Raw genomic sequence first — 19,237 nt, 5'->3', positions numbered from 1 at the left:
GGACGCCGCCGAACAATCTTTCTGGAGAAGCCCCCTGACGGGATGTCAGGGGGCTTTTCTGTTGTAAGGTCAATTCCGCACACTTGTCGTTGGTACCACAGGAGGCTCCCCACCGTGGAGGTTCAGGAGACGCGCGTCCAGACCGACCGGGTCCTTACGATTCCCAATCTGCTGAGCATGGCTCGGCTGGTGGGCGTGCCGATCTTTCTGTGGTTGGTGTTGTGGCCGGTCTTCGGGGGGCCGAAGAATGACGGGTGGGCGATTGTCATCCTGATGCTGAGTGGCGTCAGTGACTATCTGGACGGGAAGCTGGCGCGGCGGTGGGGGCAGGTCAGCCGGCTGGGGCAGTTGCTGGATCCGGCGGCGGACCGGCTGTACATCGTGTCGACGCTGGTGGGGCTGACGTGGCGGGAGATCCTGCCGTGGTGGCTGACGGCGTTGCTGGTGGCCCGGGAGGCGTTCGTCGGGGTGGTGCTGCTGCGGCTGAACCGGGCCGGATACGGGCCGTTGAACGTGAGTTTTGTGGGGAAGGCGGCCACGTTCAATCTGATGTACGCGTTTCCGCTGTTGCTGCTGGGGGTCGGTGACGGATGGGTGCACCGGGTTGCGGAAGTGGTGAGTTGGGCGTTCATCTGGTGGGGGACGACGCTGTACTGGTGGGCCGGCGCGATGTATGCCGTTCAGGCTCGGCAGATGCTGCAGGCGGAGCGTACGGCTGCTGTTTGAGATCGGGCTGAGACGTTTCACACGGCCTCCACGGTGAGTCGGATCATTTCTTCCGGGTAGACATGCGTCGGACCGGTTTGATGGACCCGCAGGGGTTCACCACCGCGAAGGAGGACGCACCCGTAATGAAAGCCGTTGTGATGGCGGGCGGGGAGGGCACTCGACTCCGCCCGATGACTTCCAGCATGCCCAAGCCACTGTTGCCGGTCGCCAATCGGCCGATCATGGAGCACGTGCTGCGGTTGCTGAAGCGGCACGGCCTCACTGACACCGTGGTGACTGTGCAGTTCCTGGCGTCGCTGGTGAAGAACTACTTCGGCGACGGTGAGGAACTGGGGATTCACCTCACCTATGCCAACGAGGAAACACCGCTGGGGACGGCCGGCAGCGTCAAGAACGCGGAGGACGCGCTGCGGGACGATTCGTTTTTGGTGATCTCCGGTGACGCGCTGACGGATTTTGATCTTTCCGAGCTGATTGCTTTTCACCGGGAGAAGGGCGCACTGGTGACGGTGTGCCTGACCCGGGTGCCGAACCCGTTGGAATTCGGTATCACGATCACTGATGACGAGGGCAAGGTCGAGCGCTTCCTGGAGAAGCCCACCTGGGGGCAGGTGTTCTCGGACACCGTGAACACCGGTATCTACGTGATGGAGCCGGAGGTGTTCGACTACGTGGCCGCGGGGGAGTCGGTCGACTGGTCGAGCGACGTGTTCCCGCAGTTGCTCAAGGAGGGCAAGCCGGTGTTCGGCTATGTCGCCGAGGGCTACTGGGAGGACGTGGGCACCCACGAGAGCTACCTGAAGGCCCAGGCGGACGTGCTGGAGGGGAAGGTCCAGGTCGAGCTGGACGGCTTCGAGATCTCGCCCGGGGTGTGGGTGGCCGAGGGCGCCGAGGTGGACCCGGAGGCGGTGCTGCGCGGGCCGCTGTACATCGGCGACTACGCCAAGGTCGAGGCCGGCGTGGAGCTGCGCGAGCACACCGTGCTGGGGTCGAACGTGGTCGTGAAGCGCGGCGCGTTCCTGCACAAGGCGGTGGTGCACGACAACGTGTACGTGGGGCCGCAGTCGAATCTGCGCGGGTGCGTGGTCGGGAAGAACACCGACGTGATGCAGGCGGCGCGGATCGACGAAGGGGCGGTGATCGGCGACGAGTGCCTGATCGGCGAGGAGTCGATCATCGCGGGCAACGTCCGGGTGTACCCGTTCAAGACGATCGAGGCCGGCGCGTTCGTCAACACGTCGGTGATCTGGGAGTCCCGCGGCCAGGAGCACCTGTTCGGGGTGCGCGGCGTGTCGGGCATCCTGAACGTGGAGATCACGCCGGAGCTGGCGGTGCGGCTGGCGGGGGCGTACGCGACGACGTTGAAGAAGGGTGCCACCGTCACCATCGCGCGTGACCACTCGCGTGGTGCGCGGGCGTTGAAGCGGGCGATGATCTCGTCGCTGCAGACCAGTGCGATCGACGTGCGCGACCTGGAGAACGTGCCGATGCCGGTGGCCCGGCAGGCGACGGCGCGGGGGAGTGCGGGCGGGATCTTCCTGCGGACCACGCCGGGGGTGCCGGACTCGCTGGACATCCTGTTCTTCGACGAGCGCGGTGCGGACCTGTCGCAGGCCGGGCAGCGGAAGCTGGACCGGGTGTACGCGCGGCAGGAGTTCCGGCGGGCGTTCCCGGGCGAGATCGGCGACCTGCTGCACCCGGCGAGCGTCTTCGACTCGTACGCGACGAACCTGCTGCGGGCGGTGGACACCACCGGGGTGCGGGAGGCCGGGCTGAAGGTGGTGGTGGACGCCGCGCACGGCAGTGCGGGGCTGGTGCTGCCGAGCATCCTGGGCCGACTCGGGGTGGAGACGCTGACGGTGGCCGGCGGCCTGGACGAGGCGCGGCCGACCGAGGGCGCGGACGAGCGGCGGGCGGCGCTGGCCAGGCTGGGCGAGCTGGTGGCGTCCTCGCGGGCCGCGTTCGGCGTGCGGTTCGACCCGGTCGGCGAGCGGGTGTCCTTCGTGGACGAGCAGGGCCGGGTGATCGAGGACGACCGGGCGCTGCTGGTGCTGCTGGACCTGGTCGCGGCCGAGCGCCGGGCCGGGCAGGTGGCGCTGCCGGTGACGACGACCCGGATCGCCGAGCAGGTGGCGGCGTACCACGGCACCCAGGTGATCTGGACGACGACCTCGCCGGACGACCTGGCGAAGGCCGCGGCGGCGGACGGCACGATCTTCGGTGGCGACGGCCGCGGCGGTTTCGTGGTGCCGGAGTTCTCCGGGGTGCTGGACGGCGCGGCGGCGTTCGTCCGGCTGGTGGGCCTGGTGGCGCGGACGCAGCTGACGTTGAGTCAGATCGACGCGCGGATCCCGCAGGCGCACATCCAGAAGCGGGACATCGCGACGCCGTGGGCCGCGAAGGGCATGGTGATGCGTTCGGTGGTGGAGGCGGCGGGCAACCGCAAGCTGGACACCACGGACGGGGTGCGGGTGGTCGAGGCCGACGGCCGGTGGACGCTGGTGCTGCCGGACCCGGCGGAGGCCGTCACGCACCTGTGGGCGGAGGGCCCGGACGACGAGGCGACGGAGCGGCTGCTCGACGAATGGGCCGCGGTCGTGGACGGCGCCGGGAGGTAGTGCGGAGAAGTTCTGGAGGGGGCGGGCCTGCGGGTCCGCCCCCTCCGGGCGTTTGTCACGATCGTGTGCCGAACAGGTCCTGGGGGCCCGGGGGCTGGTCGTGGGCCGCTGCGCGGTCGTGAAACGATGTGGCGCATGCCAGCAACGTCGACGCCGAATGACCCGGACGGGCGATTCCGCCGTCCGGACGCATCGATGTCCCTGCTGACCACCGTGATGGACCACTCGCTGGACGACGGGTACGCGGAAGCGGCCCGGGCGCGCGGGGCGGAGGGCCGGTCGCGGTTGCCGGCGACGGCGAAGGGGCGGCTGGTGCTGGCCCTGGGGCTGGCGTTGGCGACGACGGTGGTGACGGTCGGGGCGGTGAACACGCAGGAGGCGGCGCCCGTCCTGGCGCAGGAGCGGGACGCCCTGGTGAGCCGGGTCAACGACGCGAACAAGGCGGCGGACGCGCTGCAGCGGCAGGTCGAGGAGGACCGCGACAAGGTTGCGGACGCCCAGGCGCAGGCGCTGCAGTCCGGTGACGACGGCGGGTTGGCGCGGCTGGCGGCGCAGACCGGGACGGGGGAGATCGCCGGGCCGGGCGTCAAGCTGGTGATCGAGGACGCGGCGGGCACGGGCACCGGCGGCAATGTGAGCAACCCGCGGAACGCGGACGGCTTCGGCAACAAGGGCCGGGTGCAGGACCACGACCTCCAGTACGCGGTGAACGGCCTGTGGCTGGCGGGCGCGGAGGCGGTGTCGGTGAACGGGCAGCGGCTGACCGCGCTGTCGGCGATCCGGGCCGCGGGCGACGCGATCCTGGTGGACAACCGGCCGCTGGTGCCGCCGTACACACTGCTGGCGATCGGGGACGGGCCGCGGCTGGCGCAGGCGTTCCAGGAGAACGAGGGCGGCCACTACCTGAAGGTCATCCAGGACAGTTACGGAATCCGTTCGACGGTGTCCGCGCAGAAGTCGGTGACGCTGCCGGCTGCGCTGGGCGTGACGCTGCGGGTGGCCGGGCCGGAGTCGCCGGAGCCGTCGCCCGGGCCGTCGCAGTCGCCGGCGCCGCAGTCCTCGTCGCCCGCACCGCAGTCGTCGGCGCCCACGAAGTCGAAGTCGCCGACGCCGTCGAAGTCCACGCATTCGAGTGCGAAGTCCACTCCCACCGGAACAGGAGCAGCTACACCGTGATTGCCGTACTGGGTCTCGTGATCGGCGTGGTCGTCGGCATCTTCGTGCAGCCGGAGGTGCCGAACGCGGTGGTGCCGTACCTGCCGATCGCGGTGGTGGCGGCGCTGGACGCGGTGTTCGGCGGTGTCCGGGCGATGCTGGACGGGATCTTCGACGACAAGGTCTTCGTGGTGTCGTTCCTGTCGAACGTGGTGGTGGCCGCGCTGATCGTGTTCCTGGGCGACCAGTTGGGCGTGGGCTCGCAGCTGTCCACCGGCGTGGTGGTGGTGCTGGGCATCCGGATCTTCTCGAACGCGGCGGCGATCCGCCGGCATGTGTTCAGGGCCTAGGGGGCGGTTGTGAGCGAGGAGCAGAAGCCGCAGGAGCAGGGCCAGGAGCAGCCGGCCGAGGCGAAGGAACCGGACCAGCCGGAGCAGTCGAAGGAGCCGGAGACGGCGGCGCCCCGGGTCAAGCCAGAGGTCGAGCCCGAGCCCGAGCCCGCGGCCGAGTCCGGGACGGTGGCGGAGAAGGCCGAGGAGCCGGCGGCGGCGCGTCAGGCCGCACCGGTGCCGGTGGCGTTGCCGTCGGACGGCCGGGAGCGGCTGAAGGCGGCGCTGTGGCCGCCGCGGGTGTCGCGCGGCCAGTTGGTGGTGGCGCTGCTGCTGTTCGCGTTGGGGCTGGCGCTGGCGATCCAGGTGCGGTCGACGAACGACCACAGCCAGCTGCGCGGGGCGCGGCAGGAGGACCTGGTGCGGATCCTGGACGAACTGGACGGCCGGCAGCAGCGTCTCCAGTTCGAGAAGACGCAGCTGGAGCAGAACCTGGCGCAGTTGGAGAACTCGTCCAACCAGGCCAAGGAGGCGCAGGAGCAGACCCGGAAGCGGGCGTCCGAGCTGGGGGTGCTGGCGGGGACGGAGAAGGCGACCGGTCCGGGGATCGTGCTGACGATCGATGATCCCCAAGGGCAGGTGAAGGCGGATATGCTGCTGGACACCCTGCAGGAACTCCGAGCGGCGGGGGCGGAGGCGATTCAGATCAACGACGTGCGCGTGGTGGCCGGGACGTATTTCACCGACAACGCTTCGGGCAGCGGTGTGCGGATCGACGGGAAGAGCGTGTCGCAGCCGTTCCGCTTCACCGTGGTGGGCAACCCGCAGGATCTGACTCCGGCGCTGAACATTCCCGGTGGTGTGGTGCGCAGCTTGGAGAAGCAGCAGGCGCGGGCGACCATCGTCCAGCAGCAGAAGGTGGTGGTGGACGTGTTGGCCACCCCGCAGCCGTTGCAGTACGGCAAGCCGGCGGCGAAGTGACGGGGCGCGCTCCGTACGGTTCGTCAGCTGCGGGAAGCCCCCGGTGGTGGGCGCCCGCAGGGAGTCGGCGACACTGGGTCTTGTCGATCGTCAGTTTCCGGCCGGATGCCGGGCTTACCGCCACACCGAGCCCTGAACCCTGCCCCGCGGGCGGTTCTGTCACACGCAAGGGGATTCGCCCGTGAGTTTTTTCTCGAAGCTTTTCGGCCGTAACAAGAAGGCGGCGGAAGCGCCGACCGCCCGGTACCGCCAGGACGACGCCGGGGTGCCGGCGGCGCGTCCGGCGCCGGACGGGCGGCGTCCGATGTACCGGGAGGACGTGACCCAGGGAGCCGGCGTGCCGACCGGGCAGATCGACGCGGGTTACGGCGCGTCGGTTGATTCGTCGGGCGCGCCGCGCATAGGTTTCCCGTCAGGACCCTCAACCTCCGGTGGAGGGTTTGCCCCGGACACCTACGCCGGGCACCCCCAGTCGGGCGTGCCGCGCCAGGAGGCTGTGAACATGGCTGGCACCAGCCCGTGCCCGCGGTGCGGGAACCAGAACCCGGCGCAGGCCCGGTTCTGCTCGAACTGCGGTACTCAGCTGCGTGGCGGCGGTTTCCCGGAGGGGGCGGCGGAGACCACGTCGACCATTTCGATCTCCGGCATCGAGTCGTACGACCCGACCGCGACGTCGACGGGCGCCACTCCGACGCTGTCGGCCGAGGTGATGGCGGCGATCGACGCGCTGCCGCCGGGTTCGGCGCTGCTGATCGTGCAGCGTGGCCCGAACTCGGGGAGCCGGTTCCTGCTCGACTCGGACGTGACCACGGCGGGCCGTCACCCGCAGGGGGACATCTTCCTGGACGACGTGACGGTGTCGCGTCGCCACGTGGAGTTCCGCCGGCAGCCCGACGGTGGCTTCTCGGTCGCGGACGTGGGCAGCCTGAACGGCACCTACGTCAACCGGGAGCGGATCGACGAGGTGCTGCTGAGCAACGGCGACGAGGTGCAGATCGGTAAGTACCGGCTGGTGTTCTTCGCCAGTCACCACCGGGGGTACTGACCACTTCTCCGTTTGGAGCCCGAGTGACCCCACAGACTCCGACCCCGTCCCTCGGGTCCTCGCCCGTGCCGGCTTCGCGCCGCGCGGGCGAGGCGCGCCGGCGGGGTGACGAACTGCTGTCCATCGGCGCGGTGCTGGCCTTCCTTCGGGACGACTTCCCGGAGGTGACGATCTCGAAGATCCGCTTCCTGGAGGCGGAGGGCCTGGTCGAGCCGCAGCGCACTCCGTCCGGCTACCGGAAGTTCTCGGCGGCGGACGTGGAGCGGCTGGCGTACGTGCTGCGGATGCAGCGCGACCACTATCTGCCGTTGCGGGTGATCCGCGAGCACCTGGACGCGATCGAGCGCGGCGAGCAGCCGCCGGCGCTGCCGGGGCCGGACGCGCGTCCGGGGCCGATGGAGGAGGCGGACCGGGAGCTGGCCGGGTCGTCGTCGGTGGGCGGGGTGCGGCTGGGCCGGGCCGAGCTGATCGCGGCGGCGGAGGCGGAGGAGCGGGAACTCGTCGAGTGGGAGGCGTACGGACTGGTGCAGCCTGGGCCGGACGGCGGGTACGACGGCGAGGCGCTGCAGATCGCGCGGCTGGTGGCGGAGCTGGGACGGTTCGGTCTGGAGCCGCGGCACCTGCGAGCGATGAAGGCGGCCGCGGACCGCGAGGTCTCGCTGGTGGAGCAGGTGGTGGCGCCGTTGCGGCGGCACCGCAACCCGCAGACCCGGGCGCACGCGGAGGCGACGGCGCGGGAGCTGGCGACGCTGTCGGTGCGGTTGCACGCGGCGATGGTCCAGGCGGGGCTGCGGGTGCGGACATGAGCGGCCGACGGGCGGGCGGCGTCCGGATCGCGGCGGCCGGTGCCTGCTGCGCTTTCCTATCGGGGGCGCGCGCCATAGGGTTGCTGGTGTGAATGAGCTCGATGTTGTGGGTGTCCGGGTGGAGATGCCCTCCAACCAGCCGATCGTGCTGCTGCGGGAGGTCGGCGGGGACCGCTACCTGCCGATCTGGATCGGGCCGGGGGAAGCCACCGCGATCGCTTTCGCCCAGCAGGGCATGACTCCGGTGCGGCCGCTGACGCACGACCTGTTCAAGGACGTGCTGGAGGCGACCGGCCAGCAGCTGACCGAGGTGCGGATCAACGACCTTCGGGACGGGGTGTTCTACGCGAACCTGGTGTTCTCCGGCGGTGTGGAGGTCAGCGCGCGGCCGTCCGACGCGATAGCGCTGGCGCTGCGCACCGGTACGCCGATCTTCGGGAGCGAGGAGGTGCTGGCGGAGGCCGGCATCTCGATCCCGGACGAGCAGGAGGACGAGGTCGAGAAGTTCCGGGAGTTCCTGGACCAGGTCTCGCCGGAGGACTTCGGCGGCGGCCCGCAGTAGCCGCCCGTTCGGCCCGCAGCGGCCGACCGTTCCTGCGGCGGGGCGACCACCGGTGACCGGTGCTGGACGCTCTGCTAGCGGGGCAGACCACGGCCCGCAACTCGGCTGTGGTAGAAATCCATTCCGCTACCCGCACATGGGGCACGAATAACCACTCGATGGGGTGAAGTTTGTGCGAGGCCCCGGCGTGGCGATCGTTGACGGTGCTCGGGCCACTGCCTACCGTCAGGTGATGGCCCGCCGGACGGGCCGCCCGCAGCCTGGGCCCTTCGGGTCCGTGCGGGGCCACAGGGGCCTTGAGGCGGAATGGACGGAGGTTGGCGATGAGCGGCACCGGCGACGAGACGCGTTCCGGAGCCCTGTGCGCGGTGCACGTGCCGCGCGCCGGCCGCGGTCCGATCGGGCGGCCCTGGCGGCCCGAACCGGACGGTGACGACCTGCCCCGACTCGGCCGTTTCCCGGCCGTCCAGCCCGGGCAGCCCGCGATCGAACGGCTCACCCCCACCTCCGCCCTGGTCGGCTACCGCGGGCCCACGGCCTGCGCGGCCGCCGGCATCACCTACCGGCAGCTCGACTACTGGGCGCGCACCGGCCTGCTGGAGCCCTCGGTGCGCACCGGCCACCCGGCCGGCGCGCAGCGGCTGTACAGCTTCCGGGACATCCTGCTGCTGAAGATCGTCAAGCGGCTGCTGGACGCCGGGGTCTCGCTGCAGAACATCCGGGTCGCCGTCACCCACCTGCAGTCCGCGGACCAGGCCGGGCTGGCCGGCCTGACCCTGATGTGCGACGGCGCGACGGTGTACGAGTGCACCTCCCCGCAGCAGGTCGTCGATCTGCTGAACGGTGGCCAGGGCGTGTTCGGCATCGCGGTCGGCGCGGTCCGGCAGGAGCTGGAGGCCACCCTCGGCCGACTGCACGGCGAGCGCACCGACACCGGCGAGACGCTGTTCGGGCACGACCCGGCCGACGAGCTGGCGCAGCGCCGCAACCGCGCGGTCTGACCGGCCGGCCACGGCCCCGGGAACCGGTCGGGTGGGCGGTTCGTCCACTCCCGTGTGCAGACGATCATGCAGGGGCTCGGGCGGCGCGGACGGTGGCTGCTGACGCGGCGGCCGTCCGGTTGGGGCAGCAGGCGTGGGCAGCGGCGCTGGTTCCAGGCGCTGGTGGTGTGCGCGGCGTTGGGCGTCACCCCGAACGCCTGGCTCTTCGTGACGCAGAACCACAAGATCGGCACCGTGCAGAGCGTGCCGGTCGCGCCGGTCGCGGTGGTGTTCGGCGCCGGCCTGATGGAGGGCAAGCCCTCCCCGTACCTGGCGCACCGGCTGGATGCCGCCGTGGAGCTGTACCGGGCGGACAAGGTGCAGGCGATCCTGGTGACCGGCGACAACGGCACCCGCGAGTACGACGAGACCGACGCGATGCGCGCCTACCTGATCGAACGCGGCGTGCCCGAGGTGCGAGTGGTCGGCGACTACGCGGGCTTCGACACCTGGGACTCCTGCACCCGCGCGCACCGCATATTCGGGGTGAACAAGGCGGTGCTGATCAGTCAGACCTTCCATGTGCGGCGGGCGTTGGCGCTGTGCCGGGCCGCCGGGATCGACTCGTCCGGCGTCGGCGTGGAGGAGTGGCACGACACCACCTGGCGCTACGGCGAGGTGCGGGAGATCGGCAGCGCGGCGAAGGCGTTCCTGAATGTGGTCGTGCGGCCCGATCCGGCGCTGCTGGGGCGGCACGAGGACGGGGTGGCGCGGGCGTTGGCGGACGCGGCGCGAGGGTAGGGCCCCGGCGGGGAGGGGACGGTCGGGCTGCATGGGGCCGGGCGCGGGCTGGGTGGGGGGCTCGGTTCGGTGGTTCGGGCGGGGGATTGCCCGGGGATTGTCGGTGGGGCGCGGGATGATCGGGCGGTGCGGTCCGTGCCGAGCATCATCCACCTCGACATGGACGCCTTCTTCGCGGCGGTGGAGCAGGCGTCCAAGCCGAGCCTGCGCGGAAAGCCGGTGGTCGTGGGCGGTCTCGGCGGGCGGGGCGTGGTGGCCACTGCCTCGTACGAGGCGCGGAAGTTCGGCTTGCACTCGGCGATGCCGATGGCGCAGGCGCGGCGGCTCTGCCCGAACGCGGCGTTCCTGACCGGCCGGTTCGAGGCGTACCGGGCCAACAGCGAGATCGTCATGGGCCTGCTGCGGGAGCGCTCCCCGCTGGTCGAACCGCTCAGCCTGGACGAGGCGTTCGTCGACCTGGAGGCCGGGCCGTACGGGCCGGCGCTGGCCGCCGCGACGCCCGCCGAGGGTGCGCAGCTGGTGCTGGCGCTGGCGGAGGACCTGCGGGCGGACATCGTGGAGCGGACCGGGCTGACGGCCTCGGTCGGGGCCGCCGCGTCCAAGCTGATGGCGAAGATCGCCTCCGAGCAGGCCAAACCGGACGGGCTGGTGCTGATCGAACCCGGATCGGAGCAGTCGGTGCTCGCGCCGATGCCGGTGCGGGCGCTGCCGGGCATCGGGCCGGCCACCGAGCAGGCGCTGCGGCGGGCCGGGCTGACGACCGTCGCGGATCTGGCGGAGGCCGGGTTCGAGGATTTGGTCGGGTTGCTGGGGAAGGCGCACGGGGCGGGCGTCTTCCAGATGGCGCTGGGGTGGGACGAGCGGCCGGTGGTGCCGGACCGGGACGCGAAGTCGGTCTCGGTGGAGGACACGTTCGAGGTCGACCTGGCCGATCGGGACCGCATTCTGCGCGAGATCGACCAGTTGTCCGCGCGGTGCGTGCGACGGCTGCGGGCGGCCGGACGGTCGGGGCGGACGGTGGTGCTGAAGGTGCGGCGGTTCGACTTCTCGACGCTGACCCGGTCGGAGACGCTGCGGGGGCCGACGGACGATCCCGAGGTGATCGGCGCGACGGCGCGGCGCCTGGCGATGCAGGTGGACATCACGGGAGGTGTGCGGCTGCTGGGGGTGGGTGTTACGCAGCTCGCGGACTACACGCAGGAGGATCTGTTCGCGCAGTTGGAGCGGGAGGAGAGGGGAGAGAGGGAGAAGGAGAAGGAAGGGGAGGGGGACGAGGCGGAGGTCGGTGAGGTGGAGGAGGTGCCGGCCGAGCCCGTGGTCCGGCGGTGGTGGCCGGGGCAGGACGTGACGCACCGGGAGTACGGGCCGGGGTGGGTGCAGGGGAGCGGGGTCGGGCGGGTGACGGTGCGGTTCGAGACGCCGTACTCGGAGCGGCCGGGGCGGGTGCGGACGTTTTCGGTGGATGACGACGGGTTGGAGGCTTCGGGGGCGCTTCCGCTCAGGCCTCCGGCGGTTGAGGGGTAGGGCGGCAGCTGGGGGTGCCTTGGGGGTGGGGCGGCAGGTAGGGGAGGCGAGTTGGGGGAGGGGGTGGCTGGGCGCGCAGTTCCTCGCGCCCCTGTTTTCGCACCCGCTCGCGCCTCGGGCTTCGCGTCCGGTCGTGCAAGACGGACACCCCCCGCCGATGCCCTGGGCGGGGGGTGTCCGTGTGACTCGCGTGTGTCCAGTACGCGAGGGGGACGCCGTCAGGCGTCGGTCTTGGCGAGGGCCGGGGTGGGCTGCTCGGTGGGGGTGGAGATGGGCTCGGTGGCGCGGATGGCGAAGGGGACGACCGCGGCGACCAGGCACATGGCTCCGGCGACCCAGAACGCGTTCTGGTAGGCGTTCAGGGTGGGGAGGTGGACCGGGATGGGGAGCTTGAGGGTGTTGCCGGTGAGGATCGCGGCCATCACGGCGGTGCCGATGGCGCCGCCGACGGTGCGCAGGACGGCGTTCATGCCGTTGGCGATGCCGGACTGCTCGGCGGGGACGGCGCCGTTGATGTAGGCGGGCATGGCGGCGTAGGCCAGGCCGACGCCGAGGCCGAAGACGGCGGAGGAGAAGTAGATGTCGAACTCGGCGTCGTGGCGCAGCGCCAGGTAGGCCATGGCGACGGCGCCGAGCAGGCCGCCGAGGACCAGCGGGAGGCGGGGGCCGCGGCGGGCGATGAGCAGGGCGCCGACGGGGGCGGCGACCATGGAGCCGATCGCGGAGGGCAGCAGCATGATGCCGGCGTGCAGGACGGTGGCGGTGAAGCCGTAGTGGGTGAGCTTCTCCGGGGTCTGCGCGAAGTTGCTGATCACCATGAACGAGCCGTACATGCCGAAGCCGATGAGCAGGCCGGAGATGTTGGTGAAGGCGACGGCGGGGCGGGCCATCATCTTCAGGTCGACCAGCGGGTGGGCGACCTTGGCCTCGACCAGCAGCCACAGCAGGGCGACGACGGCGGCGACGGCGAACAGGCCGAGGGTGCGAGTGGAGCCCCAGCCCCATTCGTTGCCGCGGCTGACGGCGATCAGCAGGGCGGACAGCCAGCCGGCCAGGGTGAGCGCGCCGAGCGGGTCGGCGCCGCCGTTCTTGTCGACGACCGGGTCGCTGGGCACCCGCAGGATCACCAGCGCGACGGCGGCCAGACCGAAGATCAGGCCCATCCAGAAGATCGACTTGTAGTCCCAGTGCTCCAGCAGCAGGCCGGTGGCGACCAGACCGAGGCCGGAGCCGACGCCCATCGAGGCGGAGATGGCGGCGACGCCGGCGGTGACCTTCTGCTTCGGCAGTTCGTCACGGACGATGGCGATCGCCAGCGGCAGCACGCCGCCGCCCGCGCCCTGGAGCACCCGGGCGACGACCAGCAGGCCGAAGGAGTGGGTGCAGACCGCGAGGCCGGAGCCGAGCACCAGGCCGGCCAGCGAGATCAGCAGCACGGGCTTGCGGCCGCGCAGGTCGCCGAAGCGGCCCAGCAGCGGGGTGAGGACCGCTGCGGAGAGCAGGTTGGCCGTCATCAGCCAGGTGATGTCGGAGCCCGACACCTTCAGCTCGGCGGCCAGGCTCGGAAGGATCGGGACGACCGCGGTCTGGACCACGCTGTAGGCCAGCATGGCGAGGATCAGCGCAGGCAGGACCTTGGCGCTGGTGGGTTTGGCAGCCGCGGCGGTGGGCTGTGGTGCCTCACTCACGGGAATCCTCCGGGTTGTTTCATACGGCGATAGTGCAGGAACTGAAGTAACGATCCAGGGAGATGCTTCAATCTGTCAAATATCTAATGGTTAAACTTTGGCAAAGTCGAAGCCCCGGCCCGCCGAGGCGGACCGGGGCCGGGAGTTGGCGATCCGTCAGACCGGAGAGGTCGCCGGAGACTGCGGCTGCGCGTTCCACGGCTGGTGCTGCCGGGCGGAGGCGTCGCCGTCCGCGGCGGTGGTCGGGCCGTGCACCTCGACCTGCTCGCGGCGCAGCTCCTCGCGGACCACCTCCTCCTCGGTGTACCGCTCCACCACCAGCCGCACCCGTTCCACCGGCGCCAGGTACTTGCGGACCACCGGGCGCTCCTCGCGCAGGGTGACCTCCTCGACAGCCTCGGCGATCTCCTGGTCGCTCAGTGCCGCGCGCTCCGCCTCCGACACCGGGATGCGCTCCACCCGCACCCGCTCGCGCACCAGCGGCACCCGGCGCTCCACCGCCTCGGTGGTCACGTACTTACGCAGCCGGGTGGTGCCGACGGTGTGCCACTCGGTGGTGATGTCCAGTCGCTCCTCGCGGCAGGTGATCTCCACCGGCGCGTTCTGCTTGCGGGGGTGGTCGGTCGGGGCGGCCGGCTCGGCGGGGCGGGCCGGCTGCTCCGGCGCGGCCTTCGGCTTCGGCGGGGCGTAGCCCGGCGGCGCCGGGGCCGGGCCCTGGACCGGGCCGGGCGAGGCGGAGGCGAGGTCGCCGAAGTCGCGGTCGGCGACCTTCTCCGAGTACTCCTTCGGGCCGGCCGGGGGCGCCGCGGCGAACACGGCGGGCTGCCGGCCGCCCGCCGTGTCCAGGCCGTAGTAGCGGTACAGCTCCAGCTCCTGCTCCGGCGAGAGGTGCTGGCCCACCCCGAAGTCCGGGGACTCCTTGATCAGCGACTTGTCGTACGGGACGTGCAGCTCGTCGCCGGAGAACTCGCTGGTGGTCAGCGGGACGAAGGCGTCCCGGCCGAAGATCCCGGTGCGGACGGCCGCCCACTCCGGCTCCCCGGTCGCGTCGTCCAGGTACACCTCGTCGACCGTGCCGATCTTGTCACCGTTCCGGTCGACCGCCTTGTGTCCGATCAGGTCGCGCGGATCGATATCGGTCTGCACGCTGTCCTCCGGTTGCTGCTCCTGGGAGACCCGTCGGGGGAGCGGTCGGAGGAGCGTGCCGGACCGCTATTCCACACCAAAAGGCACGTAACGGACGGTGTCGCTCCGAGCGCCGCCGTACGGGGCGGTTCGCAGGGCCGTACCGGTGATCGTCCAGGTCGGCGCTGGTACCCTGGGCGGCGACCGCCGAGCCCGCTCGGGAGAGTCCCGGCCCCCTGATTCGAGAGGGTTGCGGGACGCCGAAGGAGCAACCCCTCCCCGGAATCTCTCAGGCATCCGTACCGAGTGGGACCAGGTCACTCTGGAAAGCAGGGCAGGACCGTCGGCACCGAAGCCATCGGACGCTGCTCTCGCCGACGGTGCAAGCCGACCGGGCCACCACCCGGGCGCGCGAAGCTCTCAGGTACCGATGACAGAGGGGGAGGCTGACGGGTTCGTGCGCCCCGACGCTCCCACAGCGGCCGGCCGGCGTGCGTACCACCGCCGGTCCGCGACCAGGAGGCCCGACCCCCATGAACGCCCAGCCGACGCTCACCGAGCTTGAGCAGGCCAGCCCCTTCGAGCACCGCCACATCGGCCCCGACAGCGACGCCCAGCAGAAGATGCTGGCCCAGGTCGGCTACACCTCGCTGGACGAACTGTCCGACGCCGCCGTGCCGGACGCCATCCGCAGCCTCACCGCGCTCGGCCTGCCCGCCGGCCGCAGCGAGGCCCAGGTCCTCGCCGAGCTCCGCGAGCTCGCCGGCCGCAACCAGGTCCTCACCTCGATGATCGGCCTCGGCTACTACGGCACCTTCACCCCGCCGGTCATCCTGCGCAACGTCCTCGAGAACCCCGCCTGGTACACCGCCTACACCCCGTACCAGCCGGAGATCTCCCAGGGCCGCCTGGAGGCCCTGCTCAACTTCCAGACCGCGGTCTCCGACCTGACCGGCATGGCCACCTCCGGCTCCTCGCTGCTCGACGAGGGCACCGCCGCCGCCGAGGCGATGGCGCTGGCCCGGCGCGTCACCAAGGTCAAGGGCGGCGTCTTCCTGGTCGACGCCGACACCCTGCCGCAGACCCTCGCCGTGATCGAGACCCGCGCCGAACCGACCGGCGTCGAGGTCGTCACCGCCGACCTGTCCGACGGCATCCCGGCCGAGATCGCCGAACGCGGCGTCTTCGGCGTGCTGCTCCAGTACCCCGGCGCGTCCGGTGCCGTGCGCGAGATCAAGCCCGTCATCGAGCAGGCCCACCAGCTCGGCGCGGTCGTCGCCGTCGCCGCCGACCTGCTCGCCCTCACCCTGCTGCGCTCGCCCGGCGAGCTCGGCGCCGACATCGCCTGCGGCACCTCGCAGCGCTTCGGCGTCCCGATGGGCTTCGGCGGCCCGCACGCCGGCTACCTCGCCGTGCGCGCCGAGTACGCCCGCAACCTGCCCGGCCGCCTGGTCGGCGTCTCCGTCGACGCCGACGGCAACCGCGCCTACCGCCTCGCCCTGCAGACCCGCGAGCAGCACATCCGCCGCGAGAAGGCCACCTCCAACATCTGCACCGCGCAGGTGCTGCTCGCCGTGATGGCCTCCATGTACGCCGTCTACCACGGCCCCGACGGCCTCGCCGACATCGCCCGCCGCACCCACCGCTACGCCGCCGCACTCGCCTCCGGCCTGCGCGCGGGCGGCGTCGAGCTCGCCCACGAGGCGTTCTTCGACACCGTCACCGCGATCGTGCCCGGCAAGGCCGACGAGGTCGTCGCCGCGGCGCTGGCCGGTGGCGTGAACGTGTACAAGGTCGACGGCGACCGCGTGTCGGTCTCGTGCGACGAGACGACGACGCGTGAGCACCTGGCGGCCGTGTTCGCCGCGTTCGGAGTCTCCGGCGAGATCGCCGAGGACGCGGACGCGCTGCCGGCCGCGCTGCTGCGCGAGGACGAGTACCTGACGCACCCGGTGTTCCACAGCCACCGCTCCGAGACGGCGATGCTGCGCTACCTGCGCCGCCTGTCGGACCGTGACTACGCGCTCGACCGCGGCATGATCCCGCTGGGCTCCTGCACCATGAAGCTCAACGCGACCACCGAGATGGAGCCGATCACCTGGCCCGAGTTCGGGCAGCTGCACCCGTTCGCCCCGGTCGACCAGGCGGCGGGCTTCCTGACGCTGATCCGCGGGCTGGAGCAGCAGCTGGTGGAGGTCACCGGGTACGACGCCGTGTCGATCCAGCCGAACGCGGGCTCGCAGGGCGAGCTGGCCGGTCTGCTGGCCGTCCGGGCCTACCACCGGGCGAACGGCGACACCCAGCGCGACGTCTGCCTGATCCCGTCCTCGGCGCACGGCACCAACGCGGCCTCGGCGGCGATGGCCGGCATGCGGGTCGTCGTGGTCAAGACGCTGACCGACGGCGACGTCGACGTCGAGGACCTGAAGGCCAAGATCGAGCAGCACCGTGAGCAGCTCGCCGTGCTGATGGTCACCTACCCGTCCACCCACGGCGTGTTCGAGACCCAGATCACCGAGATCTGCGCGCTCGTCCACGAGGCCGGCGGCCAGGTCTACGTCGACGGCGCCAACCTGAACGCGCTGGTCGGCCTCGCCAAGCCCGGCAAGTTCGGCGCGGACGTCTCGCACCTGAACCTGCACAAGACCTTCTGCATCCCGCACGGCGGCGGCGGCCCCGGCGTCGGCCCGGTCGCGGTGCGCGAGCACCTCGCGCCGTACCTGCCCAACCACCCGCTGCAGGCCGAGGCCGGCCCCGCGACCGGTGTCGGCCCGATCTCGGCCGCGCCGTGGGGCTCCGCGGCGATCCTGCCGATCTCCTGGTCGTACGTGCGACTGATGGGCGGCGAGGGCCTCAAGCGCGCCACCCAGGTGGCCGTGCTGAACGCCAACTACATCGCCAAGCGGCTCGCCCCGCACTTCCCGGTGCTGTACACCGGCCCCGGCGGGCTGGTCGCGCACGAGTGCATCATCGACCTGCGGCCGCTCAGCAAGGAGACGGGCGTCAGCGTCGACGACATCGCGAAGCGCCTGATCGACTACGGCTTCCACGCGCCGACGATGTCGTTCCCGGTGGCCGGCACGCTGATGATCGAGCCGACGGAGTCCGAGGACCTGTACGAGATCGACCGGTTCTGCGAGGCGATGATCGCCATTCGCGGCGAGATCGAGAAGGTCGGCTCGGGCGAGTGGGCGGCGGACGACAACCCGCTGCGCAACGCGCCGCACACCGCGGCGATGCTGGCGGGGGAGTGGACGCACTCCTACACCCGCGAGGAGGCGGTCTTCCCGGCGGGTGTGAACCCGGCGGACAAGTACTGGCCGGCGGTGCGACGCATCGACGGCGCGTACGGCGACCGGAACCTGGTGTGCTCGTGCCCGCCGCTCAGTGAGTACGACGCCTGAGTGGTGACCGCATAGCGAGAGCCGCCCGTCGGGGGAGTTCCCCCGGCGGGCGGCTCTGGCGTTGGAGGTCTTCCGCTGCGCGCAGTTCCCCGCGCCCCTGACGGGGGCGGGGGAAGGAGGCGGGCGAAAGGCGAAGGCGCCTCCGGCGGGGCCCTGCGGGACTGAGAGCCGCTCGTCGGGGGAGTTCTCTCGGCGGGCGGTTTCGGCGTGGAGGTCTTCCGCTTCGCGCAGTTCTCCCCCAGCCCTGGCGGGCCGGGAGGTACCCCCACGCGCCCCTGGCGGGGCGGGGGAAGGCGGGTGGGGGAGAGGCGCCTGCGGCGGGCTTCGGCGGAGCTGAGCGGAAGGCCACCCGGGGGGAGGGCTCTGGGGAAGGCGCCTGCGGCGGGCCCGGCGGGGCAGGGAGCGGAAAGCCACTTGCCGGGGGAGTTCTCTCGGCGGGCGGCTCTGGTGTTGAGGGTCTTCCGCTTCGCGCTCCACGCGCTCCATGCGCTCCTGGCGGGGCGGGGGGAAGGCGGGTGGGGGAGAGGCGCCTGCGGGGGCCCTGCGGGGCTGAGAGCCGCTCGTCGGGGGAGTTTTCTCGGCGGGCGGCTCTGGCGTTGGGGGTCTTCCGCTTCGCGCAGTTCTCCGCGCCCCTGACGGGGGCGGGGGGTGGAGGCGGGCGACAGGCGAAGGCGCCTCCGGCGGGGTCCTGCGGGGCAGGGGGGCGGGAGGCGCCTTCGGCGGGGGGTGGGTGGGTCAGGAGTAGACGGGGCCCGTGAACTTTTCGCCGGGGCCGGTGCCGGGGGCGTCGGGGACGAGGGAGGCCTCGCGGAAGGCGAGCTGGAGGGAGCGGAGGCCGTCGCGGAGGGGGGCGGCGTGGAAGTTGGAGATCTCGGGGGCTCCGGCGGTGACCAGGCCGGCGAGGGCGGTGATCAGCTTGCGGGCCTCGTCGAGGTCCTTGTCGGCCTCGCCGCCCTCGGCCAGGCCGCACTTGACGGCGGCGGCGCTCATCAGGTGGACGGCGACGGTGGTGATCACCTCGACGGCGGGGACCTCTGCGATGTCGCGGGTCAGGTCGTCGAAACCGATGGCCTGGTCGGACTCGGGCGAGTGGTCGGGCTGGCTGGTCAAGGTGTCACTCCGGGATGCTGGTGCGAAAGCGCAGTACAAAGGGAGGGTACAAGGCGGGCGGAGGCGGACCGGAATACCGGTCGGCCCCGGAACGCTGGTATGCTTCGAGACTGACCGGCCAGGAACCCGATTCGGGAGCCAGGCCAGCAAGTGGAGGCTCCACTTCAGGAGGCCCGAGAGGGCAACCGCGACAGTCTCCCACCCGAGCGGCCGAAGGGCCGACGGGTCCGGTCCGTGGCGAGCGCCGCAAGGAATGCTTGCTGCCAGTGGTGTCCGTCAGGGCATCCCGGAACGTGTGGAGCCCCGCCTGTACCGTGCGGGGCTTTTTTCGTGCGTTCGGTGCTTCTGCCAGACGGCGGAGGGGCAGCGAAGCATGAATG

General features: G+C 71.5%; 15 protein-coding genes and 2 riboswitches. Of the genes, 12 read left to right on the top strand and 3 right to left on the bottom strand.

What is annotated here, in order from left to right; translation table 11 throughout:
- Nucleotides 1-114: 114 nt before the first annotated feature.
- From AMK19_RS29470 to AMK19_RS29420, 11 genes are all read left to right on the top strand, one after another.
- On the top strand, nt 115-726 hold the full coding sequence (locus AMK19_RS29470) for a CDP-alcohol phosphatidyltransferase family protein (protein WP_073817300.1): 612 nt from the start codon (nt 115-117) through the stop codon (nt 724-726).
- A gap of 125 nt (nt 727-851) precedes the next feature.
- Nucleotides 852-3,347, top strand: a complete 2,496-nt coding sequence (locus AMK19_RS29465) for a mannose-1-phosphate guanyltransferase (protein ID WP_073817296.1) — start codon at nt 852-854, stop codon at nt 3,345-3,347.
- 195 nt (nt 3,348-3,542) lie between these two features.
- Nucleotides 3,543-4,523 carry a DUF881 domain-containing protein gene (locus tag AMK19_RS29460; protein ID WP_443135051.1) on the top strand — a complete coding sequence of 327 codons (981 nt, stop codon included), beginning with the start codon at nt 3,543-3,545 and terminating at the stop codon, nt 4,521-4,523.
- Nucleotides 4,520-4,852 (top strand): small basic family protein, encoded by a 333-nt coding sequence (locus tag AMK19_RS29455; RefSeq protein ID WP_035860433.1) that lies wholly within the window; start codon nt 4,520-4,522, stop codon nt 4,850-4,852. Before AMK19_RS29460 ends, AMK19_RS29455 begins: the two co-directional genes overlap by 4 nt.
- A 9-nt stretch (nt 4,853-4,861) precedes the next feature.
- Nucleotides 4,862-5,812 (top strand): DUF881 domain-containing protein, encoded by a 951-nt coding sequence (locus AMK19_RS29450; RefSeq protein WP_073817290.1) that lies wholly within the window; start codon nt 4,862-4,864, stop codon nt 5,810-5,812.
- 502 nt (nt 5,813-6,314) lie between these two features.
- On the top strand, nt 6,315-6,857 hold the full coding sequence (locus AMK19_RS38515) for an FHA domain-containing protein (RefSeq protein ID WP_043908899.1): 543 nt from the start codon (nt 6,315-6,317) through the stop codon (nt 6,855-6,857).
- Between the two features lie 65 nt (nt 6,858-6,922).
- Nucleotides 6,923-7,663: a transcriptional regulator FtsR gene (gene ftsR, locus AMK19_RS29440; protein ID WP_073817283.1), complete on the top strand. Its 741-nt coding sequence runs from the start codon at nt 6,923-6,925 to the stop codon at nt 7,661-7,663.
- 88 nt (nt 7,664-7,751) lie between these two features.
- Nucleotides 7,752-8,225, top strand: a complete 474-nt coding sequence (locus AMK19_RS29435) for a bifunctional nuclease family protein (protein WP_073817280.1) — start codon at nt 7,752-7,754, stop codon at nt 8,223-8,225.
- A gap of 323 nt (nt 8,226-8,548) precedes the next feature.
- Nucleotides 8,549-9,226 (top strand): MerR family transcriptional regulator, encoded by a 678-nt coding sequence (locus AMK19_RS29430; RefSeq protein ID WP_073817276.1) that lies wholly within the window; start codon nt 8,549-8,551, stop codon nt 9,224-9,226.
- 66 nt (nt 9,227-9,292) lie between these two features.
- Nucleotides 9,293-10,006 carry a SanA/YdcF family protein gene (locus tag AMK19_RS29425; RefSeq protein WP_073817341.1) on the top strand — a complete coding sequence of 238 codons (714 nt, stop codon included), beginning with the start codon at nt 9,293-9,295 and terminating at the stop codon, nt 10,004-10,006.
- A 126-nt stretch (nt 10,007-10,132) separates the two neighbouring features.
- Nucleotides 10,133-11,530, top strand: a complete 1,398-nt coding sequence (locus tag AMK19_RS29420) for a DNA polymerase IV (protein ID WP_073817273.1) — start codon at nt 10,133-10,135, stop codon at nt 11,528-11,530.
- A 218-nt stretch (nt 11,531-11,748) separates the two neighbouring features.
- On the opposite strand, the gene AMK19_RS29415 is transcribed toward AMK19_RS29420, so the two are convergent.
- Both AMK19_RS29415 and AMK19_RS34650 read right to left on the bottom strand, forming a co-directional pair.
- Nucleotides 11,749-13,218, bottom strand: a complete 1,470-nt coding sequence (locus AMK19_RS29415) for an MFS transporter (protein WP_073817270.1) — start codon at nt 13,216-13,218, stop codon at nt 11,749-11,751.
- A 156-nt stretch (nt 13,219-13,374) separates the two neighbouring features.
- Nucleotides 13,375-14,364 carry a PRC and DUF2382 domain-containing protein gene (locus AMK19_RS34650; protein WP_083647471.1) on the bottom strand — a complete coding sequence of 330 codons (990 nt, stop codon included), beginning with the start codon at nt 14,362-14,364 and terminating at the stop codon, nt 13,375-13,377.
- A gap of 187 nt (nt 14,365-14,551) precedes the next feature.
- Nucleotides 14,552-14,658: riboswitch (glycine riboswitch) on the top strand.
- 1 nt (nt 14,659) lies between these two features.
- Nucleotides 14,660-14,790, top strand: a riboswitch (glycine riboswitch).
- Between the two features lie 86 nt (nt 14,791-14,876).
- On the opposite strand from AMK19_RS34650, the gene gcvP reads away from it, so the two are divergent.
- Nucleotides 14,877-17,747: an aminomethyl-transferring glycine dehydrogenase gene (gene gcvP, locus AMK19_RS29400; protein WP_073817268.1), complete on the top strand. Its 2,871-nt coding sequence runs from the start codon at nt 14,877-14,879 to the stop codon at nt 17,745-17,747.
- Nucleotides 17,748-18,482: 735 nt separating this feature from the next.
- Here the strand turns inward: gcvP and AMK19_RS29395 are convergent.
- Nucleotides 18,483-18,857, bottom strand: coding sequence for a DUF1844 domain-containing protein (locus tag AMK19_RS29395; RefSeq protein ID WP_073817263.1), 375 nt, complete (start codon nt 18,855-18,857; stop codon nt 18,483-18,485).
- Nucleotides 18,858-19,237 lie beyond the last annotated feature (380 nt).

The organism is Kitasatospora sp. CB01950, assembly GCF_001905465.1.
Taxonomy (GTDB): domain Bacteria; phylum Actinomycetota; class Actinomycetes; order Streptomycetales; family Streptomycetaceae; genus Kitasatospora.
Note: the sequence above shows the minus strand (reverse complement) of the source record. Positions and strands in the feature narration are given on the sequence as shown.